We start from the raw sequence: 26,595 nt of genomic DNA on the forward strand, positions 1-26,595 counted from the left end.
GGTGGGGAATATGTGGAGGAATCGCAATGTCTGGATCATCTTGTCAGGCGAGATGATTGCAGGATTAGGCCTATGGACGGGAATAATAGGGAATTTGGAATTCATGCAGGAGAAAGTACCATCTGATTTTGTGAAAGCTATGATTTTATCAGTGGGGTTATTAGCAGGTATTTTGGCGGGACCGCTCGCAGGAAGAATTATTGACCAGTCCAGGAAAAAGACCGTCCTGATCGTGTCCGGGATTGGCCGGCTGGCAAGTGTATTGCTCATGCTGCTTGCTTTGCAAACCGGATCTATCGCTTGGATGATCGCATTTGTCATCGGGATTCAATTGTCGGCCACTTTTTATTTTCCAGCCTTGCAATCCGCTATCCCCTTAGTCGTCAAAGAGCAGGATTTGCTGACGATGAATGGCATGCATATGAATGTGGCAACCATTGCCCGAGTGGCAGGGACTGCGCTTGCAGGCGTCATGCTCGTCTATTGGTCGCTGTCGTCTCTCTACTTCATCTCACTCATCGCTTACGGAATTTTACTCCTCTTTACGATGTCGTTGAAGATTGACGAGGAAAATGGCAATGAAAAGGCACCCGGGGCCAGTCCTCAGAAGAGCGGCTTCATGGAAGTATTTCCGGTGTTAAAAAAGTTTCCAGCCGTCGGAATGACATTAGTTATGACGCTCATACCATTACTGTTTTTAGGGTCATTTAACCTAATTGTCATCAATGTTAGTGAAATACAGCAGATGGCCTCCATCAAAGGATTGATTTATACGTTTGAAGGCGTCGCTTTCATGCTTGGTTCGGTAGTCATCAAACTGATAGCCAAGCGCTGGAGTACGACTCAAATCTTATTCTTTTTTGCTATGATCGTTGGCTTGTCTGAATTCATGTTGTTTTTTGCAGATCATCTATTCATGATATTAAGTTCATTTGCTGTACTAGGATTTTCACTCGGCTGTTTTTTCCCTACCGCCATGGTCATCTTCCAAAAACGCATGCCCAAAGAGTACCACGGACGCTTTTTCTCATTCCGGAATATGCTGGAACGTGTCGTGTTCCAAGTCGTTTTATTAACGGCCGGGGCATTTTTGGACTTAATTGGCTTGCAAACTATGATGATTACTTTCAGCATCATCAGCATCACGTTGACAGGACTATTTTTCTTTATGATGAAGAAACGGAAGATTATATTAGAACAGCAGCCGGTTGAGCCGGTAGTGACCGCAGAGAGTGTATGACTCTTTGCGGTTTTTTAAATGGAGTAAGAGGTAGGATTTTGAGGCGTTTGTTACTAGATGATTTCATATTTGGTTGATATTACTAAACAGGTAGTGTTAAACTTTAAGGAAAGTTTGTATTCGTAATGAGAAGAATTATAAAGAAGATCAAGTATTGCTAAACTAATTACCAATAAATAACCCTGAAGTGGAGGACTGCATGTTGATCGTCACGTTACCAAAAGATAGTTATGATAAGGACAACGATACATTGAGGAGTGCCTGGAACGTGGGTTTAGTGTATATTGGACGACTGATGAATCAAATGAACCTTCCAAACGGGTTGCAGAAAAATTGGGTTTTAACTATTCGCATCGATTGATGTCGTTTGAATTTGAATTCTAATCAAAGCATGAAGAATCTGAGAAATTTGAACTGAAAGGAGTGAGGATATACATGGCACAAAATAAGGGAAAGTTACAGAACTGCTCTATGCAAAGTTTGCACTATGAACAACGGCGGTTGTTTGTATAGGGCTAGGAATTGATTTCCGCCAAAGAAGTATTCAGTTTGTAGTAATGACTTTGCTGCCTTAAAAAGAAGAATATTTTTAAGGAGCAAATGAAACATGAAATATATTAATGCAGAGAGTATATTACCAAAAGAACTCGTGGAGGAATTACAGAAATATGTAAATGGAGAAATGATTTACGTCCCTATTTCAAAGAATTTACATAAGCAATGGGGCGAGTGTTCGGGGATTAAAAAACAGTTAACTGCTAGGAACCATGCAATCCGACAACAATTTTCTCACGGAGTCACGATTGATCAACTTTCCAAACAATTTTTTCTTTCTCATGACAGTATTAAGAAAATAGTATATACAAAAAAATAGAATGGTTTTGTCACACTGGGCTAAATCTGGTGTGACTTTTTTATGTAAAGAACAGTTACGAATCGTGTATTATCTATCATTCATTTGCCTGTTTCTATACAATGACGACAGATACAAATCCAACTAGGTAAAGGAGAAGGCTATGAAAATAGAAGTTCGCTTAACTGAAAAGTGTGATGCCTACATTATAAAAAACTTATATCCCTTATACTTATATGATCTGTCTGGGCACTATGAAAGGCTCCCGAATGTCCATGGAATCTATGAGGAAAGTGACGAAGTTAAAACCTTGCAGGAGCAGTATGGTATCCAAAATATTTGGTGGGAGAAGCCCGACATACTTTTTCCTTATTTAATTTTATCAGAGGGAACGCCGGCAGGTTTTATCTTCATTGCTACTCCGCCTTATTGCAATAAAGGAATTGATTTTTTTGTTAATGAATTTTTTTTAATTCAATCATTACGAGGGAAGGGAATTGCGGAAAAAGCAGCCAATATTGTATTTGATCAATATAAAGGGAAATGGGAGCTGTTTACTAACCCGTTCGAGAAAAACATTGCGGGACAGAAATTTTGGAGAAAGTGCTTGTCCAATTATACAAAAGGAGCCTTCACTGAGATAAACGGAGAAACATTTAATGGATATCAGACGATTTTTCGATTTGATAATCGGAACAGTAATTGATTGTGAAGAACAACACAGACATAACTCCCAAATTCAATTAGAGTTGAATTACAAAGAGGAAACGTCCATTAAAAAACACATATAGAGTGCGTTTTTTATTTTTATCTCTCTACTTAAGACCTATCGGTATTGTCATGGGCATTTATCTTATCGCTAGTCTTCTTTCTTTTGAAGGTCACGTAAATCCAATTACAAGCTATTACGAAGCCAACGACGGACAGATACCAGAGTACGAAAGTGAGATTTAGTTCACGTTCCACGACAAAGATGCCAGTAATACTCCCAATAAATGATGCTATAGCCAGTCTACTTACTATCCAATTGGGATTTGAAAGTATTTTCATTTCAACGCGCTCCTTCCATTATCAATATTCTACATGCTGACTTACATGCAATACATCTGTACCTCCCCCTAACTTACCTTACAGTATGAACCATTTACTCTATTGTAACATTAAACTTATATATTATTAAAATTATTCAATTATTATCGACTATAGTTATGGTCATTGACTGCAATACACCCATTAAATAATCTGATATAATTGAAGTATAAAATAAAATAATTCCAATTAACTCTACAATTAACAGTAACCCCAGAAATAAGGGTGGGACAATCTGAAGAAATTGATTAGTATATGCATCACAACTAACATCATTAACGGGAAACGGGATAAAAGGGGATGGAAATTGAATGAAAAGATTAGTGATATTTGGATTGATTGCTACTGCGGCGCTACTTGGGGGTTGTGAGAAAGAAGAGCAGACGGACGCAAATGCTGACCTGCCCCAGAAAGGGAGGGGTCAAGAAATACAGCAAGTAGAAACAGCTGCCGATAAGTATTGGTCCCAGGCGATCGATTCAGAACTTTGTCAAACAATCGGAGAATGCCGTGATTTGGGGGATGAATATGGAAGTGAGTTTTTTTATGATTTCATAGGTGGGCTCAATGCGTCTAATCGAATGTCGTCTTTAAATATATACACGGAAGAAGATAAGTCAGTTTTCTCTAAAAATACAATGAAAGAGGAAGTTCCTATTGTCGCACGTTATGAAATAAAAGAAGATCAATTTATTTTGACGAAAGGCGAAGAAGAAAGTATGTTCACAGGCATAGCCGACCTTGTTCTTGCTATATTCAATAGAAATAAAATAAATGTCAAAATGATTGATTTTCAAGAGGATATTTATATGCATGTAAATACTTATGAAGATAAATTGTATATTCCTTCTAATTTGGTCAAGCAGTGGCTTCAATCTCATACTTTACCCATACTAGTTCATGAATATGGGCATCTGTTAACATGGAATGAAGCGGATTTTGTCATTTCGGATACCTGTCCAGAAGAACAATTTTATTTCAAGCCGCATGGTGGGGAATGTTATAACCCTGACAGCTATATGAACCACTTTTATCAAACCTATTGGAAGAACTATGAGGAGCAATGGCTACAGGGCGGATATGAGTCTGTAGAAGATAGGATTGCATTTTATGAGGATCAAAAAGAGTCATTTATTACGATCTACGCCAGTTTAAATCCTTATGAAGATATTACAGAGTCTTTTACATTCTTTATGTTAACGCCATACAATAACGATCCTCAAACGGTAGCAGAAGAGAAAGTGAATTTCTTTTATCAGTTTCCGGAGCTGGTGGAGTATCGAACTTTTGTAATTAAGACATTAAAAGATCGAAAAGATGAGATGTTATCTTTTTGGTAACTACTAACTTATACTAACACACCCATAATCAACTCAGTCCAATTACTTAACCTTATATCGTTGATTACTTTGTAATTAACGATTTAGGGTTTTTTTATAACCTGATTTGCCTATGCCAAGTGAAAAAAGTTAATAAAAATCAGGGATCTTCATTAATTTGAACCCAATATGACTTGATAATCGTCTAATTGCTGAATTAGAGAAGGATGGAAGGGGGGATAGAAGATTGAAAAAAGAAGAAAAGGACTTTATGTTAGAAAAACTGATGATTCGATATGGAGATGAATTGGTAAGATTAGCATTTTCCTATGTAAAAGATATTGAGAGTGCTAAGGATATGGTTCAAAATTCGTTTATCAAATGCTATAACAACCTGGAGTCATTTCGGAAAGATTCTCAACTGAAAACTTGGCTCTATCGAATAGTAATTAACGAATGTAAAGATTATTTAAAGAGTTGGAATTACAAAAAGGTGCAGGTGAAAAGTTTTATTAATGAAACAACAAAGTCCATATTACCATCTTTAGAGAGGACAGTTATCGATAAACAAAATAATAAAGGGCTAAAAGATACGATCTTTTCTCTTCCAAAGATTTATCGGGAAGTAGTTTATTTGTATTTCTATGAATCCTTAAGTACTGAGGAAATTTCCATAGTTTTAGACGTTTCAGTAGATACTATAAAAACTCGATTAAGAAGAGCAAAGCAAAGATTGGAGCCATTGATAAGGGAGGCAGAACTTCATGAAAGGTAAATTCGTTGAAGAAAAATACATGGCAGATCAAGAATTACATTTTACAAGTGCAGATCGTAAAAAAGTATTTCGAAAGATTGCTGAACTTGAAAAGAATGTTAACAAGAAATCAGTTGGAATTCCCACGAGAATTTTTGCGCCGCTTACAATTTCTTTATTAGTAGTAGGTTTATGTGTTTTATTGTTTACACCATTATTTTCGTCTGTAAGCGTTTTTCCTATGAAGAAGGACATAGCAGCAAGTGAATCAGCGTCAAAGGTTGACGAAGTCATAACAACCCTAATATCCGTTAAAGATGAAACGAATAGAATACCTATTAACTTTTTATTTTCTTATAATAAAGCCAAAGAAAAGGTGAAAGTGTTATCTATTCCACGAGATACTTATGTTCCAATAGAGAATAAGGATGGTACGATAATACATGATAAAATGACCTTTGCTTATATGGAGGGGGCTGGGGCAGAGAGTGTAAAGAATACTGTGTCTGAACTATTTGATTTACCAATTGACTATTATGCGGTTATCGATTTGGAATCATTTTCACAAGCGATTGATTCTGTAAGTGGAATAGATCATGAACTGAAGGAAGAAATTAGAGTTAGAGCTATTTCTCAACCGGCATTCGAATTCCAAAAGGGAATAAATCGGTTGAATGGAGAAGAGGTTTTAGCATTATTAATGGATGCAACAGTTGGAAAGAACTTGGATGATGAAGACTTATTAAACCTTATAAGTGATGTGATGAATAAAACCAAAAATGGAATTTCACAGATACAATATAATAATACAGTAGAAGGGAATATGCCAATAAAGCAGTTTTTTGAAGATAAAAGAGAAATTCGTTCTCTACAGTTAGTATCGTTAATCGAGGGAAAGAAAGATGTTATGATTAATGAAAAATACTATATTAAATTTGAAAAAGCTTTTTTACATTCTGCTACGGAAAAGTTAACTCATTTTGACTAAAGTACTTTTCAATAAGTTGTGGATGATGGGCAGCTTGAATATTCTAAACAAGTCTTCAATAATTGGCAAACGCTTCTGAATTTATTTTCTCTAAATGAGCGCCAAGCGACAAAAGGGATGGTATTCGTTTATATATGGGATAGATTGCGAAGCATTAACAAGGGGGATAATATGCGGATTTTAGAAGGAAAAATTGCAATAGTAACAGGAGCAAGTCGTTCTCAAGGGATTGGGGCTGCAATTTGTTTAATGCTTGCAGAATCTGGTGCCGATATCTTTTTCACTCATTGGAGCGATTATGATGAAAATGAGGGGAATGGTTTAGAAAGTGATTTTCCGAATCAATTAAGTGAGATCATTAAAAAATCAGGTGTACGCTGTGAACATATGGAGGCTGATCTATCAGAGCTGGAAACACAAAAGGCCATTCTGAATAGGTGTGAAAAACAACTTGGAACGCCAAGTTTATTGATAAATAACGCAGCATATGACAAACTAGTTGATTTTCGAAACATAGATGCACAAGTACTGGATGATCACTATATGGTGAATAATAGAGGAACAATTTTATTAAGCACTGAATTTGCCAAGAGGTTTGAGAAAGCCTTTCCCGAAAAAAGTGGGGGAAGGATTATTAACCTTGTCTCGAAAGGCCCAGATCCCAACAATCTTGCCTATATTGCCTCAAAAGGTATGTTGATTGCAATAACGGAACCGTTATCAGTTGGACTTGCACCTCTTGGGATTACGGTAAATTCAGTTGACCCTGACCGACTGATTCAGGTTGGATGGATGAGGCAACAAAAGATTCCTTGTCACGTCTTTTTCCTACTGGAAATGTTGGAACACCACAAGATGCTGCCAGGTTAATAAAATTTCTGGCGAGTGACGAATCAGGATGGATTACTGGTCAGGTTATTAAATCAGAAGGCGGTTATATAGGAAGATAGCCTACAGCAATTTGGCGCCAACTAATGATGAGTAAAAGCCATTAATATACGGCATTATCCCATAATGATTCCATATTGCATACGCAGAGGAGGGAAGTATCTTATGAAGATTTCAAGTTCTATCAGGTGCTTTGCCATTTTCTCAATACTTTTGAGTGGCCTTTATGGTTGTTCTTCAAATGCAGACTGGAATTCAGCATTTGTTGTATGGAATGGTGATATGTATGAAATCAGCAATGAATATGTCGAGGAAGCAGATGAAGAAATCGGGAAGGTAACAAAGTATTCGGATAAGGAAGGGACATACTCAGGCAACTTCTCAAACAAGTATCGAAAAGGGACTAGACTTTATTCAATAAAAGACATAAAAACGGATGAAGCAATTGCTATTGAGGAAGATGGAAAATATCGTAAAGCCATTAATAATGGAACGTATGGGAAGAAGTAATTATCAGCAATCCGGACTCGTTAAACGTGAAAAGCTACAGGGAGGAGAAAAATGAAATTAAAAACAACAGTTGGAATGTTCATTTCCGCATGTGCCATCATAGGAATTGTACTATTTGGCTTAATGAAAAAAGAACCTTACAGTACAGTGGCGGTGATGGACTCCTTATGGGATAAATATGATGTTCAAAGTACAATGATCGGTGACACTGAACCTGTGCTGGATGTGTCAGTTTACGATGAAAAAGACATAATAAAGGTTGAAAGTTATTTAAAAAACAACTTATCCAAGGAAGATTTAGCACACTTCAAACTTGTTGTGTATCAGTATTCAGAAAACATATGGGAATTTAGGGAGAATGCACAGGAAAAGCGAAAATCGGTTTATAAATAACTAGATATGTTTTAGATCAAAAGCCAAATTCCTGCTTCAAATAGATTGGAGTTTGGCTTTTGATAATTAAATTTCGTTTTTAAAATCAAGATAAATATCGACTTACAGATAACATTGCGATCTATATAAAAAATACGTTATATCTCAATATCTCAAGTATACTTATCTAAGAAACGCAACTTCCTATAATTTATATTATGTAAACTAAAAAACAAAAAGAAAAAAAGAGGCATTCTACGTATCGCCTTTTCTGTCAGTTGCCTCATAAATTATAAATATCTAGTGCTATACTCAATTACATCATTGATGTTCAAATTATTCTCTTTTGCGCATTGTCGAACTCGCTCTAGCAACGATTTATAATATGTTGTTTTATATTGCACTCGATCTTTCGGCCGATGTGATTTTTCGTAAATGATAACTCCATTTGTTTCACTCAGCATTTTTTCTAAACAATTTTCTAATATGTGATTAATATGCATTTCTCGTTCGGCTGCCATGTTTTTTAGCTCCAACAAAATCGCTTTGCTGATCGTTGTTCTAAATCTCAATCTGCCATGTATCGTCTCATATGGCTCAGCGATTGGTTTGCCGTTAACGTGTAATAACATCCGATCCTTTTTGGACTTTACACATAAGTCGTTTGAGCCCGAATAAATAATTTCTGCCAACTGCATTATTTGTTCTTTTCCACTAACAGCTATTCTGAAGTATGGACGTTTCAAGTCGCTGAATCGCATTTCACACGTCGGCATAAGCTCCCAAGCTCTAAAAACATCCATAAGAGATGTGGCAAATGACTCGCTAGCTGTGGTGATGTTCATTTGATATCCTTCTTTTTGAACCCACCCATCTCCATCAATAACTCCACGCACAAATGCCGGAAGAAATTCCTCTGGAACATCAGGAAATCTAACACTTCTTGATTTGTTCGGCGTGACTCCAAGCTTTTCAAGATCAGATTTTATCACTTTCGAATTAATAATCAACAAATGTGTTTTCCTCGTTCCAGTTGGCTCTGATATTACTTCAGAAGCTTCCATGAGAGTTGCAACCTTTTGCAAAACCACAACATCTTTTTGAGCCAGATAAACTGAGTGCAAATCCTTATTAACATGCCCATCTGTAATAATAAGACCAAGTACCCAAGCCATTTCATGTGTCCACTTCTTAAAGAAATCCTCATTCACTTGATGAATTCTCGGACGACCTGTTGGACGCATTTGGATTCCATGTTTACTTAGCACATTCCGTATCGCCCTATCCGAAAGACCTACAAGCTGGCACATTTCTTTGTAGCTCATACCGCTTTCATACAGTTCAATTATTTTTTGGTCTGTTATCCCTTTAATCCTCGCCATATCACTCTTCCTTTAGTTAGTGTTATTTTTATTATAACCGAATATACGTTCGTGTTTCCACCTAAATTACTATTCGACAAACCATAAAGCTGCTTTTTCTAATTATTTTCCAAATAATCCTTTCTAATTATTTATTTATGGGATAAAACGAAAAATCCAATAACAAAAGGCCAATCGAACCAATTAAAAGGGTCTATCTCCCCTTTTTCCATGACTAGGCCATTTAATGGATTGGCAGCGTCTGTTTTTCTATGTTACGGTTAGGCCGGCACAATTGTACAAATCTTCGGGGCAAGGTGAAATTCCTTACCGGCGGTGATCGAGCATATAGCTCGTCAGTCCGTGACCCGTTTTCCGCATGGAAACGGTGGAGCTGGTGTAACTCCGGCACCGACAGTATAGTCTGGATGGGAGAAGTTTTTGTATAGATTGCTGCTATGCCCTTACTGATCTGCCCTTTCTTATTTGAGAGGGGGAATGACATGAAACATGATGATTATATGAAGCTTGCAGTCCAGTTGGCACGCACCGCCACTGGGCATACCTCTCCGAACCCAATTGTCGGGGCTGTTTGTGTTGCAGATGGACAAGTTGTCGGTACAGGCTTTCATGTGAAGGCTGGAACGCCGCATGCCGAAGTCCACGCACTGCGAATGGCAGGAAAATTGGCTGAAGGCGCCGACCTTTATGTGACTTTGGAGCCTTGCGCCCATACAGGCAAAACGCCTCCATGCACAGAGGCCATTATTGCGAGTGGTATTCGCCGTGTTTTCGTAGCATCAATTGACCCGAATCCTGCCGTCAGTGGCAAAGGGATCGGGCTTCTTCGAGATGCAGGTATTGAAGTAACGATGATTCCAAACGAAGAGGCAGATTTCAGTAACCGGGCATTTTTTCATTTTATTCAACAACAAAAGCCGTACGTCACGCTTAAGGCTGCCGCCACATTGGATGGCCGATTAGCAACGCAGCATGGGGACAGCAAATGGATCACATCTGAGCAGGCAAGAATGGATGTCCATCACCTCCGCCATACCCATGACGCAATTCTTGTTGGCGTACAAACTATTCTTCAAGATAACCCTTTCCTCACCACCCGTTTGCCCCATGGTGGAAAGAATCCAATTCGAATTATTTTAGATCGACGTCTCCGGACGCCGAAAACCGCTCATGTCATTACAGACGGCGCATCACAAACGATCCTTTTTACACTTGAGAGTGCTCAAGGCATTGATGCGTTTAGTGAATTCCCGCTTGTTCGTGTTGAAACGATTCCCGAACATGCCGATTTTTTGAAAGAAGTATTAACCCGTCTTGCAAAAATGGGCGTTATGACTGTACTTGTTGAAGGCGGCAGCCACGTCCATTCAAGTTTCATTGATCAGGGACTTGCAGATGAATTTTACTTGTACATGGCGCCAAAATTTATAGGCAATGGCCCTTCCCTATTCGAAAATAACGGAAGAACGTCCATCACGGAATCTGAGCTTTTACAAATTCTGTCGGTGAAACAAATTGGACCCGATATTCGGTTGCACGCCCTCTTTTCAAAGGAGGTGTCAGTTCCTTGTTCACTGGGATCGTAGAAGAAATTGGTGTTATACAAGAAATAAAGAGAGGCACCCACTCTATGCAATTGACAATCCATTGCAAAAAAGTGCTGGAAGACGTAAATAAAGGAGATAGCATCGCTGTCGATGGTGTTTGTCTTACGGTTGTAGAATTTACAACCACCTTTTTCCGAGCGGATGTTATGCCTGAAACGTTTACCTCCACTACCCTTTCGGCAATGAAAACTGGCAGCCAGGTAAATCTGGAACGTGCCATTTCCGCTAATGGACGTTTTGGCGGCCATTTTGTCTCCGGCCATGTGGACCAGGTCGGTGAAATTGTATCAATCAAGCCCTCCTCAAACGCGGTCTATTTGGAGATCCGTGTGCAACATGAGCTGCTGCCTTACATTATGGAAAAAGGATCGATTGCAATTGACGGTACATCACTCACTATTTTTGCAGTTAGGGACGATATGTTTACGATCTCTCTAATTCCTGCAACACAAAAGGATTCACAAATCGGCCGAAAAAAGGTCGGATCCAATGTAAATATTGAATGCGACATGCTCGTTAAATATATGGAGCAACTACTCTTCAAACGACATCGCGTGACACCGGGAGGCGGCTTGTCAATGGACATGTTAGCCGCTAACGGATTTCTAAAGTGAGGACAAGATGCAAATGTATACAACAGTTGAAATAGCAATTGATGAATTGAAACGCGGTAAACCGATTATCGTTGTCGATGATGAAGACCGCGAGAACGAAGGCGATTTTGTAGCGCTTGCCGAATTTGCCACACCTGAAATGATCAATTTCATGGCAACTGAAGGACGTGGATTAATTTGTGTACCTGTTGCTGAAACAATAGCCCAACAGCTTGGATTATTTCCTATGGTTCAAAAAAATACAGATACCCACGGGACGGCTTTCACGGTAAGTATAGATCATGCTGGCTCCCATACCGGCATCTCAGCATTTGAACGGTCGGAGACGATCATGAAAATGATTGAGCCACAAGCTTCCCTTTCTGATTTCAGACAACCTGGACATATCTTTCCGCTCATCGCAAACGGCGGCGGTGTCCTGCTTAGGGCTGGCCATACAGAGGCAGCGGTAGATCTGGCTATGCTTGCCGATTCAAAAAAAGCGGGTGTCATTTGTGAAATTATGAACGAAGATGGAACGATGGCTCGCGGCGACCAGCTAACTGAACTTGCCGAACGTTTTGATCTTGTTATTCTGACAATCGAACAATTGATCGCCTACCGTAAAAAAAATGACAAACTCATAGAACGCATTGCCGATATCGACTTGCCTACGTCGTACGGTCACTTTAAAGCGACTGCCTATACCGAAACATTGACTGGCCGTGAACATATAGCGCTTGTGAAAGGCAAACCCGATGAGGTGGATGCCCCTCTCGTCCGTATCCATTCTGAATGTATGACTGGCGACATTTTTGGATCCTACCGATGTGATTGCGGCCCCCAGCTTCAAGCTGCTCTTCGTCAGATCGAAGACGTAGGGACAGGCATTTTGCTTTATATGCGTCAGGAAGGCCGCGGCATTGGCCTTGTGAATAAATTCAAGGCGTATCAATTACAGGAACAAGGCATGGATACGGTGGAAGCAAATGAGAAGCTAGGCTTCAAGGATGATGAACGGGATTATTTCCAATGCGCACAAATGCTAAAGGATTTAGGGGTCAAAAAGATAACTTTAATGACCAACAACCCTCGGAAAATAAATGCCTTAACAGCATACGGAATTACGGTTGACGAGCGCATCCCCATCGAATTGCCAGTCCGGGAAGAAAACAGCGTCTACATGGAAACGAAAAAACAAAAACTAGGTCATTTGCTGAAAGCTTAAGGAGGAAAATGTAATGGGTACAACATATGAAGGTCATTTAATAGGAACCGGACTGAAAATTGGAATTGTCGTTTCACGTTTTAATGAATTTATTACTGGTAAACTGTTGAGCGGTGCGGAAGATGCATTGCGGAGACACGGCGTAGAACAAGATGATGTAGATGTCGCTTGGGTGCCTGGTGCGTTCGAAATACCCCTTGTCGCAAAACAGCTGGCCGCTTCCAAAAAGTATGACGCCATTATTGCGTTAGGTACAGTTATCAGAGGGTCTACTCCCCACTTCGACTACGTATGTAATGAAGTGGCGAAGGGGATCTCCTCAATTAATCTATCTGAAGGGGTACCGGTCATTTTTGGTGTTGTAACGACCGATTCCATAGAACAAGCCGTTGAAAGAGCCGGCACAAAAGCTGGTAATAAAGGTTGGGATGCTGGTACCTCGGCCATTGAAATGGGCAATCTGATGAGACAGGTAGCAAAACAGTAAGGCAACAAACTCAAAAAAAGGAAGACAGTCATTCACATGGAAATGGCTGTCTTCATGATCTTTTCCCTAATAGGCTTTTAATTGAAATAAATACGGTCCGTTTGTTGCAGCTCGTCTATCGAGGAAGCACCGATTCCAAACATAGCCATTTTTAGTTCCAGCTCAATCGTTTGCATGACTCGTAATACTTCATCAACCGATTCTGTTGCTTCTTTTAAAATCGATTTACCGAAACCGACGAGATCTGCGCCGAGAGCAATTGCCTTTGCTGCGTCTAACCCCGTGTGCATGCCGCCACTGCCGATAACAGTTTGTGAATCTCCTGCATGCTGACGGACGGCAACGATGCTTTCTGCAGTCGGTATTCCCCACCCGCTGAATGTTTCAGCCGCTTTGCGTTTAATCGGATCATCTGCCCGGTATTTCTCCACCTGGCTCCAGGATGTGCCGCCAGCGCCTGCCACATCGATAAATTGGACTCCTGCATCACATAATTTTCCAGCTGTCTCCCCGTCAATTCCCCATCCGACTTCTTTTACTCCGACGGGCACAGACAGTGAATTGCATAGGAGCTCAATCTTTTGGAGCAACGATTTAAAATTCGTATTGCCATCCGATTGGATCACTTCCTGGATGCTGTTCAAATGAAGGACAAGCGCATCTGCTTCGCTCATTTCTATTATCCTTATGCATTCTTCCGCACCGAACCCATAATTGAGCTGCACTGCCCCGAGATTCGCGATAATCGGCACATTCGGCGCGTACTTTCTAACTTGAAACGATTCCCGATGCTGTTCACTTTCGATTAAAGCACGCATCGAGCCTAAAGCTAATATCCAGCCCTGCTCTTCCGCTGCGATCGCCAGATTTCGGTTAATGGTCTCCGCAAATGCCGCGCCGCCTGTCATCGAACTGATCAGGAATGGTTTCGCGCATGTCCGTTTGACAAACGTACTTTGTAACTGAATTGATTCGAAATCTACTTCAGGTAATGCATTATGTATGAATCCGACCCGTTCGAAACCGGTCGTAATGTTGGTGCCTGTCACTTTTTCGTTTAAGGTGATGCTAATATGTTCCGACTTTCGTTTATGGATTGCCTCTGTCACATCTCTTCCGCCTTCCCGCCACCCATTCATTTCTGGCCCACTATCAGTATAGGCGATTGCCTTCATTAATTCATCTAAATGACTTGTCAGTGTTCATGTTTAAAAACATAACTTACTTTTTCATATCCCATTTTCTCTTCATAAAAACGATGTGCCTCTGTTCTCCCTAGTCCCGAAGATAAAGCAACAGTGCCATAGCCCATTTCATGAGATAATTCTTGTATAAAATCCAGCAGCATTTCTCCATAGCCATGGGAGCGGAAAGAAGCGTCCGTCACAAGGTCACAAATCCAAATATAATTGCCGTAATAGAGGGTGGTCATGGGCATCCAACCGATGATCGAAACGATCTGTCCATCAATGAGCAATGCGTGCTGCCGGTAGCTCATTTTTTCTTGCGCTTCCAAAACAAGCGGGAGATACGACTCCTCTGATAGATGCGTCCGCAATTGACGCATAACCGGAAACCCTTTCAGCAGTTCCTCGGCTGACTGCAACTCGGTGATCTGTTCATTCAATAGTATCAGTTCCTTTCTAAGTCGAGTGGCCCTTTGATTAACTAGTAAAACACACAAAGCGACGAGAAAACGTATCGTTTGTCCGTCGCTTTGTGTGGTCATTTTATTATCTGCTTACTTGCTTTTTGCATAACGCCTGCTTTGTTACACGCCCATTTTTCTACGGGATTGTGATACCTTTTTCGCTTGCTGGCTTTTCATTTTCGGTGTTTGTTGCATTGAATTTCCAGTCGTGCGGTTTGGATTGGCTTTGTTTTTCTTCGCTTCTAACTGTTGTTTCACAGCATCCTTCAAACTCATTTTCGCTTTTGCTTGATTATCTGGGGTAGTTGACATGCGGGCTTCCTCCCTCGTGCTTGGTTAATAGATTTTACCATTGATATAAATCCTCTGTCCAGTCAAAAAAGGAAATAGCATGTAAATTCAGTCAGAAAGTTGCCGCTTGCCTTTCTCTCTCAGCAACAGCCAAATGATTAAAAACATGCCGAGCGCAACGACTTCGAGGGAGGCAATATACCAAGGATACGGACCTAAATAATCAAGTAAGCTCCCATTCAAGGGTTTGCGGGCCAAGAACATATAATTGCCTTCCACACTTTTATTAATGAAGAGGATGAGTGGCAAAAGTATATTTAACAAAAGGAAAGCTTGAAAGACGCCGCGCAAGGTCGGCGTATAGCCTCGCACCCAGACAAAGTACAAGCCGGTCAAGATGATTCCCGCATGCGTAACAAAAAAGTGAAAAAATCGGAAGTGAGGGAAATTCATGTCTAATACAGGAGTAATCATTGCTTGTAGTGCCCCGGCGATGCCGGCAAAGATAACGAAATTCGCAATCGAACGTTTGCCGGTCCAAAGCAAGATAATAGTCGCGAGCAATGAAATGCTGCACAGTTCTAAAGGCAATGAATCCTGAAGCCGCCACCTTCCTGTCCCTACCATCCATAAATGAAACCCAATTTCAAACGCTAATAATATGAATGCGAACGAACGTTCCGCCCCTCGTAAATTTGACACTCGATCCCGTAAACGATGCCTGTTTACATAAAGGTAGCCAACCAAAATAAAGAAAATGATGATCACACTTAGGTGTGCTGCTGAGAACATTGTAAATTCATTAGTTTGCATACCCTTCACCCTCACCTGCAATTGATCTTTACTATAGACGTCTTTCTTTCACTGAAGTTCTCAAACACGAAATCTCTTTCGTTATCATATGCTACAGAAGATTCCGTGATAGGAGGAATTCCTATGGCTTTCTATCAATATCCCTATATGCCTTATACTGCGCAGCATCATCGGTATCCAAATCTCGTTGCGTATACACCCGCTCACTTGGCCATCCAGCCACCGGGTCAGCGAGATCCTTTCCCGCCAGTCGATATAAAGCAATTCAACTTATCCGCTCGCCGATTCCGTGAGATTATGAAGCAGGCGGATCTGTTTACTGGCAAAGTGATCGCCTCAGATGAATTTGCTCGGCAGCTGAAAGAAGCGGCACAGGCTTCCAACCAAGGGGAAGTTGACCGACTCATCCGTTCTACAGGCGTCACCGTATCGTATCAGCTGCTTTACACACCGGACGGCCTTCGTATCGATTTTGCCAATAATGATTCGCAAAGCAGCTGCTGTCGTTTACGAATGAATTTAGGCTGGTAATAAAGTGAATACCTACGTAAAGTACAGGATATTCCATGCTGAATAGCTATGTAAATCGCTGAAAAATTGTAGTACTACTAGCGGCAATGTAATAAAAAAGACCTCCATTCCTGCAAAATCAGTTGGAGGTCTTTGTCGTTTCAGCACACATAATTATAACTCTCTTCAATCTATCGTTCATTCTTCCATTCGTCAATCAACTTCCCATAATTCATATGCAGAATTCGATCCCCCAATTTCTCGGCCTCTTTCCGATCATGTGTGACGATCAGGAAAGGAACGCCCTTCCACAATTCGTGTAGTCGAAGCAATTCATCCTGGCACTGGAGCCGTGTCTCTTCGTCGAGTGCAGATAACGGTTCATCGAGGAGCAGTAAGGAGGGTTCGGTGGCAAGAGCCCGAGCAAGCGCAACACGCTGTTTTTCGCCGCCTGATATTTGGTGTGGGTATTTTCTGAGTAGATGCTGGATACCTAATACATCAAGCAGCTGTTCAATAACCTCTCTCTTGTTCGGCCGGTCTTTTTTCAGCACGCCGTACCAAATATTTTTTTCGACGGACATGTGAGGAAACAACGCATAGTCTTGAAATAGATAACCGACTTTCCTTTTTTGGACCGGAACGGACTTCCCCTCGCCAAATAATAAGCTTCCTTCTAAATGAATGCTTCCGTTGTCCGGCTGCTCTAGTCCCGCCAAACAATTCAAAATGGTTGTCTTGCCTGATCCAGACGGTCCAAATAGGACAACAATCTCATGATGCGCGGTAAAATTCACGTCCAACTCGAAATGAGAGAGCTTTTTATGAATTTGAACGTCCAACAATGGTTTCACCTGCCCTTTTCATTTGCAAAACGCCTCATATTCCGTTTGCTCCACCAATTCAGCCACGTAATCGTACTGAAACCAAGCGCCACAATAATAATGACCCAGAAAGTGGCTTTTTCCATATGTCCCGACTCCACAGCAAAATAGATTGCCATTGGAATCGTATCTGTTTTTCCCGGTATGTATCCAGCGAGCATAAGCGTTGCTCCGAATTCTCCTAGTCCTCTTGCGAATGACAGGACAAGTCCCGCGAGCAGGCCAGGCCATGCAAGTGGGAAGGCGATCGTCCAAAAGACGCGCCAGTTGGAGGCCCCCATTGTCCGGGCCGCATTTTCTAGGCGGCCGTCCACATTCTCAAATGCCGCAGCTGCACTTTGATACATTAATGGGAAGGAGACGACAATGGAAGCGATGACAGCACCGATCCAGGAAAAGACGATTTGGACGTCAAACCACTCGAGCAGCCATTTGCCCAGCCATCCATTCTTCCCGAATAATAGCAGCAGCCCGAAACCGACAACAGTTGGCGGCAGGACGAGCGGCAGCAAAAAGAACGATTCGATGAGACTCTTACCAAAAAATTGCTTCCTTGCAAATAGATGAGCAAAAAAGATGCCTGTAACGAAAACTATTGTCGTGGAAATTGCCGCCACTTTTAGCGATAAGATCAAAGGTGTATAATCCGAGGGTGCCACCACTAACACCTCCCCTTTTATTGAAAACCGTATTTACGAAGGACTGCTTTGCCTTCTTCCCCCTGTACAAAGTCTAGAAAAGCTTGTGCTTGCTCCGCGTGTTCCGTTTTTGAAAGGACCGCTCCTGGATATTCGATAGGTGTGTGCCAGGATTCATCGGCAGATGCTAGCACTTTGACCTGTTTTGAAATAGCCGCATCACTGGAATAGACTATGCCGTAATCCGCATTGCCCATTTCCACATGAGTCAGTACTTGCCGAACATCCGAGCCGTAGACAAGTTTGCCTTGGAGTAGCTCCCACAGGCCGAGCTTCACTAGCACTTCTTTAGAGTAGCGGCCGGCCGGCACGCTCTCCGGATCACCAATGGCAAAATGCTGCAGCGAGGAAGGTTTTATATCCTCAAATGAGACGGCACTGTTTTTAGCATCCTCGTTTGCAATCAAGACCAATGTATTTTCCGTAAAATTGATCCGGCTTTCTGGATTAATCAAATCGGCCTTCTCCAGCCTGTCCATATCCTGTTCGCTGGCAGATAAAAAAACATCGGCAGGTGCCCCTTTTTCAATTTGAGTTGCCAGTTTACCGGAACTGCCAAAATTGAAACGTACTTGAATATCCGTATGTTCATTTTCGAATGTCGTTTGCAATTCTGTCAAGGCGTCTGTCAAACTTGCAGCGGCGGATACCATGATTTCGCTCCGCTCAATTGCTCCTTGATCATTTCCTTCCTCCTTGCCGCACCCCTCCAGCAATACAAAGCAGCAGCTCATTAGTAAGAAAAATAGAGTTCTTTGCATTACATCCCACTCCCTATCTTTATATGTAACTACAACACATCATTTATAACATATTATAACTACTTATATCTACTTATAATTAAACGAATTTACATATTATTAGACTGTTCTCTTTACTTTTACATAGTAAATAAGAGAGAATGAGAATATACACTCGTATCTCATAATTACGGAAGGAGGATGGGAGAATGAATAATCAAACGGCTTCCTATACGACAGAAGAAATTGCGGAGATGTTAAAGGTTTCTAAACTGACCGTCTATGATTTGATTAAAAAAGGGGATTTGCGTGCCTACCGCGTCGGTAGACAAATGAGGATAGATGAAGAAGATTTGGACGCTTATAAAGAAAGCTCGAAAAGTGGCCAGGCCGAGCGAAGCCATCAGTCACCGGAAATAGTGCAGGCGCCGGCCGCTCATCCTGTTTCTGCGATCCCCGTCTCTCCCCTTCCGCGAACGACCCACCAATTGATCATAAGCGGCCAGGATATTAGCCTTGATCTGCTCGCAAATGCTATCGAGAAAGGATCAAGCGGTTATCGTCCGCTTCGCTCTTTTTCGGGCAGTTTGAACAGTCTCGTGTCCATGTACCGCGGAGAGGCCGATGTCGTCAGCCTCCATTTATTCGATGGCGATACGGGCACCTACAATATTCCGTATGTTAAACGTTTGCTCGTCGGCCATTCGTATATGGTTGTCAATCTGCTGTACCGCACTGCCGGCCTTTATGTACAAAAAGGAAATCCGAAAGGCTTGAGTGGATGGCGGGATTTTAAGACACCCGGCCTGACGATTGCCAATCGGGAGAAAGGATCTGGCGCCAGAGTATTACTCGATGAGAAGCTCCGAATGGAAGGCATTTCAGGAAAGTCGATTCTGGGATATGAAACGGAAGAGCTAAATCATTTTGCCGTTGCCGCGAAAGTTGCTGCAGGACAATCAGATGTCGGGGTTGGCATCGAAAAAGCAGCCTTAATGACTGGGGTTGATTTCGTGCCGCTCATTCAGGAACAGTATGATATCGTCATGTTAAAGACGGACGAAAATGCAGCGTTACGTGAATCGCTGCAAGCAGTTTTGCAGTCGGATAGCTTTCGAAGCGAACTGGAATCATTAGGCGGCTACGATTTATCAGCTATGGGCAGAATCCTCTATGAGACAGAATAAAAAAGGAAGCACGGTGGCTAGGATTCTCCTCCACGTGCTTCCTTCTTTTAATTGGATTCTTTTTTCACATCTTCATAATACATCGTTTCATCATATTCAAACTTGTTATAACGCAGCTTATACAATTTAAATAGATGCGTCAATACGACTTTTATCAGAGCGTAGCCCGGTATACCAAGAATTACTCCCGGTACTCCGAATAAGGAACCGGCCGACAACAGGACGAAAATAATTGTAATCGGATGGATCTTCAACGATTTCCCCATGATTTGCGGCGAAATGAACTTTCCATCCACTAGTTGGACAATGGTCCATACGACGGCTAATTTTACGAGCATGAAGGGCGATGTAACAATGGCGATAATGACTGCAGGTGTGATTGCGATAATCGGACCCAAATAAGGTACGACACTCGTAAACATGGCTAGCACGCCAAGCAGAAACGCATATTTCATGCCGATGATTTGGAAACCGATCGACACCATGATACCGATGCAAATAGCGACAAGAATTTGACCTTGAATATAGGCGCTGATCTGGTGGTCCGCATCCTTGAAGATCGCTTCGGCGTCATCCCGAAAGCGTGGCGGCAGCAATTTTTTAATGAACGCCGGCAGCTTTTCCCCGTCCTTTAGTAAATAGAACAGAATGAATGGGACAGTGGCAATCGCGAGGATTAAGCCAGTCAGCATGGAAATAAATGAGGTGATGCCGGTCGCGATGCCGCCTATCATTTCAGTGACCATGCGGCCGAGATCTCCCAGTCCCTTATCCAGCAGTGTATTAACGTTGAAATTCGACCCCTCGTAGTAGGATGAGAAGATGGAAGTTCGCAGAAACGCATCTATTTTGATTACCATCTGCTGAAAATAAGTCGGAAACTCATCGACCAGGTTGGCAAACTGTCCTTTTAAAAAAGGAAAAACAAGAACGACGAGCAATGTAATGAGCCCGATGAGACCGATAAAGATAATGAGGATGCCCCATACTCTCGGAATGCGAAGCCGTTCCAGCAACCGTAAAATGGGCCGTAAAATATAATAGGCGATCGTCGCGAGGATGATCGGCAAAACAACGGTAGAGAAAAATACTTTAATCGGGTAAAACACAAACGAGACCTTACTATAGACAAGAATAATCAGACCAATGAGCAAAAGAAGGCCGAGTACATACAACGTGCTGCGGCCTCCTAAAAACGCGATGATCCGATGGGTGCCTGTCTGTCGGCTTGGTTGAGCTTTATTTTGATCGTTCAACATTCCATCTGCCCTCTCCTTGTTTATTCCTATTGCTGAAGAAACTCAGCGATCGCATCTTTATTTTTCTGCAAATCGAGTTCGATTACGGAACCTGCGTGTGCATAGGAGTTAAACGAATAGGAGCCTTCCACCGGCACAGTCATCGTGTCAATTTTTGCTCCGCGGTTCATCAGGACAGTAAGGGCTCGTGTCAATTCATCCTTCGTGCTTAAGTCCGTTTGAATGAATCCGGAAACGGAACCTGCAAGTTTTGGCACATGCAGCAGCATCCCTGGACGCATCGCTTCTTCTTTGACTGCAGAGATCACCTTCTGCTGCCTTGCCACCCTGCCGAAATCCCCTTCCGCATCTGCGCGGAAACGGGCATAGCCAAGCAACTCCTTGCCATTTAACTGATGGGTTCCTGGCGTAAGCGTTACGCCAATCTTCTCTGACATCTCTTTCTCTACATCCATCTCAATGCCGTCCGGGAAGGCAGTATCAATGATCGACTCAAAATTATCAAAATCAATGATCGCATAATGGTGGATCGGCAGATCAAACATGCCTGAAATCGTATCCTTCGCTGTCTGCACGCCGCCTAAATAATAGGCCGTGTTTAGCTTGTAAGATTTATACCCGGGAATATCAGCGTAGATGTCCCGCATAAACGAAATAAGACGCATCTTCCCCTCTTTTTTATCCCAAGACAGCACCATCATCGTGTCTGTACGTGAGCGTCCGCTGCCATCATCATCTATGCCAAGCAGGAGAAAGTTCTCGACAGAAGGGTTTTGTGGATCCGCAATATCCCCTTTGAAAGGCCCAGGATCAATTTCATGTCCCTTTGCGAGCGATTTGCCTGCATTGAATTGCAAATAGGAGTAACAGCTTGCTATGAGAAGGAATAAGATAAGCAGCGTCAGAATGACCCTGCCGATGCGGAGCTTCTTCCTTCTTCTTCTCCGTGGTAAAGGCCCTTCATATTGTTCTTCCATTCAATTGACTCCTCCGAACTATAATTTCAGTATGTAAAGTAGGACGAATGAGGGTTGGACGGGTTCCGTCGTTACGAATAGTATAGCATGTCCTACGCCTACAAGGCATTTATCACTTCCTGAACACACCCTTCTGCATACGATAATAGAAAAGGAGGTGTTGAATATGGGAAATGAATACTGCGGAGGAGGATACGGCTCGTCTTTCGTGCTAATTGTTGTCCTCTTTATTTTGTTGATCATCGTGGGTGCCGCTTATATCTGTTAATCGGAGACCATTTATTCAAATACCGCCTTTCACTTGCAAGGACGCATGGAGCGTCCTTGTTTTCGTATGTTAAAATGAGTTCAGCAATGGAAACATGGTACAATAAAAACAGAATTGAGATATGGGAGGTTGTTTGCATGTCGACAGAAACAACATGGGAGAAGGCAACATTTGCAGGCGGCTGTTTTTGGTGCATGGTCAAGCCTTTTAAAGAGTGGGATGGCATTATTGATGTCGTTTCAGGTTATATGGGCGGTCATTTGGAAAACCCTACATATGAAGACGTAAAAGGCGGCGAGTCCGGACATTTAGAAGTGGTAGAAATCACTTTCGATCCTGCCGTTTTCCCTTATGAGCAATTGCTGGATGTGTTTTGGCAGCAAGTGGACCCGACAGACGCGGGCGGTCAATTCCATGACCGGGGTCATTCCTATACCACTGCTATTTTCTATCATACGGAAGAACAGAAGAAACTGGCCGAACAGTCAAAGGATGCTTTGCAGAACAGCGGCCGGTTTACCAAGCCTATCGTGACACCGATCCGCCCTGTTGAACGGTTTTATCGGGCGGAAGAATATCACCAGGATTATTACCGAAAAGAAAAGAACCATTATGAAGAGGATCGGGCCAAGTCAGGCCGGGATGAATTCATAGCGGAACATTGGGAGAAATAATGGAAAGAGCAGGAGCCGATCTACCGGCCCCTGCTCTTTTTACATTTGTTCTTGCTTCTTCCCGTTTCCGATTAAGAAGGCTAAGACAATCATCAGAAGGAAGAAAGCAGCTATGATCAGAAGAGTATTTTGATGGTTGCTCGTCAAATCATAGAGAACACCAATCAACAAAGGCAAAAGCCCGGCCATAATAAAACCGCCTGTCTGCATCATGGCAGTCCAACTGTTGGTTTCGGCGGCCGTTTCTGTTTCATCCAAAGGAAGAAGCAGAGCAATTGGGAATAACCCGCCAAGAGGGATTCCGAGGACAAAAGCGCCAACCCATGTCAGCGAAGTGCTACCCGTTCCGATAAATCCGATGGCAATTAAACCGAACAGCAGAATCATCAGCAGCCAGAACCGACGTACCGGATAGCGAGCGATCAACAGCGGGAACAGTAAATTAAACAGGATTTGGATGATCGTCATCATGCTGAGCATGGAACCTGCGTGAAGCAAAGTGAACCCATTGTCCGTTACAACAGGAACGAACCAGGTGACGATCGAGAAAAATGTGGATGCCTGCAACCCGAAAAACAGGAGTAGTATCCACGCTCTCGGAGATTTCCAAGGTGAACTTCCAACCGTTTGGGCGTTTTCTTTCGTTTGCTGTCGAACGCGTACTTCCCCCCTAGTCGCAGCAAGCCAAAACAGGATGCCGAGTACGGCAAGAACAGACCAAATTCCGAGCGCCATCCGATGCGACGCTGTCGACTCATAGACAAATGCTGTCAGGCCAGCACTTAAGGAAGCGCCAACCCCCATGCCGAATGAGTATACACTAATAACAGAAGCGGCGCGTTCAGGAAATTTCTGTTTGATCATCGCGGAAAGCAATGGTCCGATGATGGCTATAGAAATGCCGATTCCAAAAGCGGTCAGCAGCAAAATACTATAGCTGTCGTTCACTCCCCTAACTGCAGTGAGAAGACCGATTACAAAAAGCATCAATAATACAGAATTGGCAAGCCCGAGCTTTCGATTCAAAACAGGGGCTAAAGAGGCAAATATCCCCATGCAGAGAACCGGCAGCGAGGTGAGCAAGCTGACTTGCGCATTGGAAAGATCTAAATGATCCCGGATCGTGTCCAGCATGGGACCGATAGAAGTGATGGCAGGCCTCATATTGATGGCTACCATAAAAATACCAAGAATAATAACGATGGTCTGTTTTCTTTTTGTCATTCTGGGAGTGCTCCTTCATCTTACGAACTTGTGTTTCCATCCTTTTCCACGTATAATTACAAAGTGAAAGGATGATAGAAATGAAGATTGATCATTGGGCCTATGCCCGTAAATACCAAATCAAATGTGTTTTCGATAAATACCCTTCAACTGTCTTCCTGTTTCGAAGAGTCGCTGATTATTATTTCATATTTTCGTCTTCAGGAATAGATGTGAATGAAATCCCGTCCCCAAAAGATTACGTCCGGATGGAATACTTGCTTAACAAAGAGCTAGGCACGCTGCAAGCCTATCGTAACCGTAAAAGGCTAAGAAATTCAACGATCTCCTCCTGAGGAATTTTTCTGGCGAAAAACGCTGGAATTCAATGCCCCTCGTTCCCTATTCCCTTGGGTTCATGCTATAATAGGAGCATTGTGAAATTAGGAGGATTATCTATGATAGCAGTAAGTAATGTCAGTCTTCAATTTGGTGATCGCAAACTTTTTGAAGATGTCAATATACAGTTCAACCCAGGCCATTGCTACGGCTTGATCGGAGCGAACGGTGCAGGTAAATCAACATTTTTGAAAGTCTTGTCTGGCGAAATTGAGCCGCAAACAGGAAATGTCATTATGAACAAAGACGAGCGGTTAGCCGTCCTGAAACAGAACCACTTTGAATATGAAGAAAACGAAGTGCTTGATACAGTCATCATGGGCCATAAGAAACTGTATGACATCATGACAGAGAAGAACGCAATCTACATGAAAGAAGATTTCTCAGACGAGGATGGCATGCGTGCTGCCGAGTTGGAAGGTGAATTTGCCGAGCTAAATGGATGGGAAGCTGAGTCGGAAGCTGCCATCCTCCTTCAAGGATTAGGCATACCCGAAAGCATGCACCATGTAAAATTATCCGAGTTAACTGGTTCAGATAAAGTGAAAGTTCTCTTGGCGCAAGCATTATTCGGCAAGCCGGATGTCCTTTTGCTGGATGAGCCGACGAACCATCTTGACTTGAAAGCAATTCAGTGGCTTGAAGAGTTTTTAATCAACTTTGAAAACACAGTCATCGTTGTATCCCATGACCGTCACTTCTTGAATAAAGTATGTACGCAAATTGCCGATTTAGATTTCTCTAAAATCCAGCTCTATCCGGGCAACTATGATTTCTGGTATGAATCGAGCCAATTGGCGCTTAAGATGGCACAGGATCAAAACAAGAAAAAAGAAGAAAAGATCAAGGAACTTCAAGCATTCGTTGCCCGTTTCAGTGCGAACGCATCCAAATCAAAACAAGCGACATCTCGTAAGAAAGCCTTGGATAAAATTCAATTGGATGACATTAGACCTTCTTCCCGCCGGTATCCTTTCGTTAATTTCCAAATCGGCCGTGAAATCGGGAATGATGTACTTTCCGTACAAGGTGTTTCCAAGACAAAAGAAGGCAAACAGCTTCTAAAGGATGCTACTTTTACAATGGGTAAAGAGGATAAGATCATTCTTATTGGCAATCCGCTTGCCAAAACAGCGCTTCTTGAAATTTTGGCAGAAGAGGATCAGCCGGATGAAGGCTCCATCAAATGGGGCGTCACGACATCTCGTGCCTACTTCCCTCTTGACAACAGCGAGTTTTTCGAGGGTTCGGAAGAGACTCTTGTGGAATGGCTGCGCCAATATTCCCCTGAGGATCAAACGGAGACTTTCCTACGTGGATTCCTCGGACGCATGCTGTTCTCTGGTGAAGAAGTGAAGAAGAAACCTTCCGTTCTTTCCGGTGGCGAAAAAGTGCGCTGCATGCTCTCAAAAATGATGCTGACGAGCGCCAATGTTCTTTTGCTTGACGAACCAATGAACCACTTGGATCTTGAATCCATTCAAGCGTTAAACAATGGATTGATCGCATTCAAAGGGGCAATGGTCTTCACGTCACATGACCAGCAGTTCATACAGACAGTTGCCAATCGGATAATCGAAATCCGTGAGGACGGCACTATTTTCGATAAAATGATGCAATATGATGAATACCTAGAGTGGAAAGATCAACAAGCTGTTTCGAATTAAATGTCCTGAAAAACCGTTTTCCTTTACTGGAAAGCGGTTTTTCTTTTGGATAATCGGTACTCGT

General features: G+C 42.3%; 30 protein-coding genes, 1 pseudogene and 1 riboswitch. Of the genes and pseudogenes, 20 read left to right on the forward strand and 11 right to left on the reverse strand.

The features are described from left to right. Positions 1 to 10: 10 nt before the first annotated feature. From L7D49_RS12680 to L7D49_RS12720, 10 genes and pseudogenes are all read left to right on the forward strand, one after another. Positions 11 to 1,240 (forward strand): MFS transporter, encoded by a 1,230-nt coding sequence (locus tag L7D49_RS12680; protein WP_238081386.1) that lies wholly within the window; start codon positions 11 to 13, stop codon positions 1,238 to 1,240. Positions 1,241 to 1,489: 249 nt separating this feature from the next. After that, the gene (locus tag L7D49_RS20445; RefSeq protein WP_418895891.1) at positions 1,490 to 1,624 is read left to right on the forward strand and encodes a GNAT family N-acetyltransferase; all 135 of its coding nucleotides are present in this window, start codon (positions 1,490 to 1,492) and stop codon (positions 1,622 to 1,624) included. 223 nt (positions 1,625 to 1,847) lie between these two features. Beyond that, positions 1,848 to 2,114, forward strand: coding sequence for a CD3324 family protein (locus L7D49_RS12685; protein ID WP_238081388.1), 267 nt, complete (start codon positions 1,848 to 1,850; stop codon positions 2,112 to 2,114). A gap of 142 nt (positions 2,115 to 2,256) precedes the next feature. Next, positions 2,257 to 2,799: a GNAT family N-acetyltransferase gene (locus L7D49_RS12690; RefSeq protein ID WP_238081390.1), complete on the forward strand. Its 543-nt coding sequence runs from the start codon at positions 2,257 to 2,259 to the stop codon at positions 2,797 to 2,799. A 694-nt stretch (positions 2,800 to 3,493) separates the two neighbouring features. Next, the gene (locus tag L7D49_RS12695) at positions 3,494 to 4,522 is read left to right on the forward strand and encodes a hypothetical protein (RefSeq protein WP_238081392.1); all 1,029 of its coding nucleotides are present in this window, start codon (positions 3,494 to 3,496) and stop codon (positions 4,520 to 4,522) included. Positions 4,523 to 4,748: 226 nt separating this feature from the next. Next, complete coding sequence (locus tag L7D49_RS12700; protein WP_238081394.1) at positions 4,749 to 5,276, forward strand: sigma-70 family RNA polymerase sigma factor; 528 nt, start codon at positions 4,749 to 4,751, stop codon at positions 5,274 to 5,276. Then, positions 5,266 to 6,243 (forward strand): LCP family protein, encoded by a 978-nt coding sequence (locus L7D49_RS12705; protein ID WP_238081396.1) that lies wholly within the window; start codon positions 5,266 to 5,268, stop codon positions 6,241 to 6,243. Before L7D49_RS12700 ends, L7D49_RS12705 begins: the two co-directional genes overlap by 11 nt. A gap of 171 nt (positions 6,244 to 6,414) precedes the next feature. After that, positions 6,415 to 7,193 (forward strand): annotated as a pseudogene (locus tag L7D49_RS12710) (SDR family oxidoreductase). 103 nt (positions 7,194 to 7,296) lie between these two features. After that, positions 7,297 to 7,641 carry a hypothetical protein gene (locus tag L7D49_RS12715; RefSeq protein ID WP_238081397.1) on the forward strand — a complete coding sequence of 115 codons (345 nt, stop codon included), beginning with the start codon at positions 7,297 to 7,299 and terminating at the stop codon, positions 7,639 to 7,641. 51 nt (positions 7,642 to 7,692) lie between these two features. Then, positions 7,693 to 8,034, forward strand: a complete 342-nt coding sequence (locus L7D49_RS12720) for a YolC/YozM family protein (protein ID WP_238081399.1) — start codon at positions 7,693 to 7,695, stop codon at positions 8,032 to 8,034. Between the two features lie 269 nt (positions 8,035 to 8,303). On the opposite strand, the gene L7D49_RS12725 is transcribed toward L7D49_RS12720, so the two are convergent. Beyond that, positions 8,304 to 9,395: an LAGLIDADG family homing endonuclease gene (locus L7D49_RS12725; RefSeq protein ID WP_238081401.1), complete on the reverse strand. Its 1,092-nt coding sequence runs from the start codon at positions 9,393 to 9,395 to the stop codon at positions 8,304 to 8,306. A gap of 278 nt (positions 9,396 to 9,673) precedes the next feature. Then, a riboswitch (FMN riboswitch) is annotated at positions 9,674 to 9,818 on the forward strand. Between the two features lie 59 nt (positions 9,819 to 9,877). Here L7D49_RS12725 and ribD point away from each other — a divergent pair. From ribD to ribH, 4 genes are read left to right on the forward strand one after another with little or no spacing between them, the layout of a single operon-like run. Further along, entirely contained in the window at positions 9,878 to 10,981 is a 1,104-nt protein-coding gene (gene ribD / locus L7D49_RS12730) for a bifunctional diaminohydroxyphosphoribosylaminopyrimidine deaminase/5-amino-6-(5-phosphoribosylamino)uracil reductase RibD (protein WP_238081403.1), read from the forward strand. Next, complete coding sequence (gene ribE / locus L7D49_RS12735; protein WP_238081405.1) at positions 10,963 to 11,616, forward strand: riboflavin synthase; 654 nt, start codon at positions 10,963 to 10,965, stop codon at positions 11,614 to 11,616. The genes ribD and ribE overlap by 19 nt, the downstream gene beginning before the upstream one ends. A 13-nt stretch (positions 11,617 to 11,629) precedes the next feature. Then, complete coding sequence (locus L7D49_RS12740; protein WP_238081407.1) at positions 11,630 to 12,823, forward strand: bifunctional 3,4-dihydroxy-2-butanone-4-phosphate synthase/GTP cyclohydrolase II; 1,194 nt, start codon at positions 11,630 to 11,632, stop codon at positions 12,821 to 12,823. 13 nt (positions 12,824 to 12,836) lie between these two features. Further along, on the forward strand, positions 12,837 to 13,310 hold the full coding sequence (ribH, locus tag L7D49_RS12745) for a 6,7-dimethyl-8-ribityllumazine synthase (protein ID WP_238081409.1): 474 nt from the start codon (positions 12,837 to 12,839) through the stop codon (positions 13,308 to 13,310). Positions 13,311 to 13,387: 77 nt separating this feature from the next. On the opposite strand, the gene fni is transcribed toward ribH, so the two are convergent. The 4 genes from fni to L7D49_RS12765 all read right to left on the reverse strand — a co-directional run bounded on the left by fni (position 13,388) and on the right by L7D49_RS12765 (position 16,065). Further along, a complete protein-coding gene (gene fni / locus L7D49_RS12750; RefSeq protein ID WP_238082741.1) occupies positions 13,388 to 14,419 on the reverse strand; it encodes a type 2 isopentenyl-diphosphate Delta-isomerase in 1,032 nt (343 codons plus the stop codon). An 86-nt stretch (positions 14,420 to 14,505) separates the two neighbouring features. After that, the gene (locus L7D49_RS12755) at positions 14,506 to 14,877 is read right to left on the reverse strand and encodes a GNAT family N-acetyltransferase (RefSeq protein WP_238082743.1); all 372 of its coding nucleotides are present in this window, start codon (positions 14,875 to 14,877) and stop codon (positions 14,506 to 14,508) included. A gap of 204 nt (positions 14,878 to 15,081) precedes the next feature. Beyond that, a complete protein-coding gene (locus tag L7D49_RS12760) occupies positions 15,082 to 15,273 on the reverse strand; it encodes a hypothetical protein (RefSeq protein ID WP_238081410.1) in 192 nt (63 codons plus the stop codon). A gap of 87 nt (positions 15,274 to 15,360) precedes the next feature. Then, a complete protein-coding gene (locus L7D49_RS12765) occupies positions 15,361 to 16,065 on the reverse strand; it encodes a YwaF family protein (protein ID WP_238081412.1) in 705 nt (234 codons plus the stop codon). Positions 16,066 to 16,188: 123 nt separating this feature from the next. Here L7D49_RS12765 and L7D49_RS12770 point away from each other — a divergent pair, with 123 nt between their 5' ends. After that, on the forward strand, positions 16,189 to 16,596 hold the full coding sequence (locus L7D49_RS12770; RefSeq protein ID WP_238081414.1) for a YuzC family spore coat inner layer protein: 408 nt from the start codon (positions 16,189 to 16,191) through the stop codon (positions 16,594 to 16,596). A gap of 170 nt (positions 16,597 to 16,766) precedes the next feature. Here the strand turns inward: L7D49_RS12770 and L7D49_RS12775 are convergent, their stop codons facing one another. From L7D49_RS12775 to modA, 3 genes are read right to left on the reverse strand one after another with little or no spacing between them, the layout of a single operon-like run. Beyond that, positions 16,767 to 17,420 (reverse strand): ABC transporter ATP-binding protein, encoded by a 654-nt coding sequence (locus L7D49_RS12775; RefSeq protein WP_238081416.1) that lies wholly within the window; start codon positions 17,418 to 17,420, stop codon positions 16,767 to 16,769. 5 nt (positions 17,421 to 17,425) lie between these two features. Beyond that, complete coding sequence (gene modB, locus L7D49_RS12780; protein ID WP_238081418.1) at positions 17,426 to 18,118, reverse strand: molybdate ABC transporter permease subunit; 693 nt, start codon at positions 18,116 to 18,118, stop codon at positions 17,426 to 17,428. 17 nt (positions 18,119 to 18,135) lie between these two features. Next, the gene (modA, locus tag L7D49_RS12785) at positions 18,136 to 18,918 is read right to left on the reverse strand and encodes a molybdate ABC transporter substrate-binding protein (protein ID WP_238081420.1); all 783 of its coding nucleotides are present in this window, start codon (positions 18,916 to 18,918) and stop codon (positions 18,136 to 18,138) included. A gap of 188 nt (positions 18,919 to 19,106) precedes the next feature. Between modA and L7D49_RS12790 the strand changes: the two genes are divergently transcribed. Continuing rightward, on the forward strand, positions 19,107 to 20,084 hold the full coding sequence (locus tag L7D49_RS12790; RefSeq protein WP_238081422.1) for a substrate-binding domain-containing protein: 978 nt from the start codon (positions 19,107 to 19,109) through the stop codon (positions 20,082 to 20,084). A gap of 47 nt (positions 20,085 to 20,131) precedes the next feature. On the opposite strand, the gene L7D49_RS12795 is transcribed toward L7D49_RS12790, so the two are convergent. Both L7D49_RS12795 and L7D49_RS12800 read right to left on the reverse strand, forming a co-directional pair. Beyond that, on the reverse strand, positions 20,132 to 21,343 hold the full coding sequence (locus L7D49_RS12795) for an AI-2E family transporter (protein ID WP_238081423.1): 1,212 nt from the start codon (positions 21,341 to 21,343) through the stop codon (positions 20,132 to 20,134). A 26-nt stretch (positions 21,344 to 21,369) separates the two neighbouring features. Beyond that, positions 21,370 to 22,320 carry an LCP family protein gene (locus L7D49_RS12800; protein ID WP_238081426.1) on the reverse strand — a complete coding sequence of 317 codons (951 nt, stop codon included), beginning with the start codon at positions 22,318 to 22,320 and terminating at the stop codon, positions 21,370 to 21,372. A gap of 166 nt (positions 22,321 to 22,486) precedes the next feature. Between L7D49_RS12800 and L7D49_RS12805 the strand changes: the two genes are divergently transcribed. Both L7D49_RS12805 and msrA read left to right on the forward strand, forming a co-directional pair. Next, complete coding sequence (locus tag L7D49_RS12805; protein WP_238081428.1) at positions 22,487 to 22,588, forward strand: YjcZ family sporulation protein; 102 nt, start codon at positions 22,487 to 22,489, stop codon at positions 22,586 to 22,588. Positions 22,589 to 22,725: 137 nt separating this feature from the next. Then, positions 22,726 to 23,262 (forward strand): peptide-methionine (S)-S-oxide reductase MsrA, encoded by a 537-nt coding sequence (gene msrA, locus L7D49_RS12810; RefSeq protein ID WP_238081430.1) that lies wholly within the window; start codon positions 22,726 to 22,728, stop codon positions 23,260 to 23,262. Positions 23,263 to 23,301: 39 nt separating this feature from the next. Here the strand turns inward: msrA and L7D49_RS12815 are convergent, their stop codons facing one another. Further along, positions 23,302 to 24,486, reverse strand: coding sequence for an MFS transporter (locus L7D49_RS12815; protein WP_238081432.1), 1,185 nt, complete (start codon positions 24,484 to 24,486; stop codon positions 23,302 to 23,304). A gap of 80 nt (positions 24,487 to 24,566) precedes the next feature. Here L7D49_RS12815 and L7D49_RS12820 point away from each other — a divergent pair, with 80 nt between their 5' ends. Together L7D49_RS12820 and L7D49_RS12825 are read left to right on the forward strand one after the other, a co-directional pair. Continuing rightward, positions 24,567 to 24,821, forward strand: coding sequence for a hypothetical protein (locus L7D49_RS12820; RefSeq protein WP_238081434.1), 255 nt, complete (start codon positions 24,567 to 24,569; stop codon positions 24,819 to 24,821). A gap of 102 nt (positions 24,822 to 24,923) precedes the next feature. Then, on the forward strand, positions 24,924 to 26,531 hold the full coding sequence (locus L7D49_RS12825; RefSeq protein ID WP_238081436.1) for an ABC-F family ATP-binding cassette domain-containing protein: 1,608 nt from the start codon (positions 24,924 to 24,926) through the stop codon (positions 26,529 to 26,531). Positions 26,532 to 26,595 lie beyond the last annotated feature (64 nt).

Source organism: Sporosarcina cyprini (genome assembly GCF_022048975.1).
Classification (GTDB): domain Bacteria; phylum Bacillota; class Bacilli; order Bacillales_A; family Planococcaceae; genus Sporosarcina; species Sporosarcina cyprini.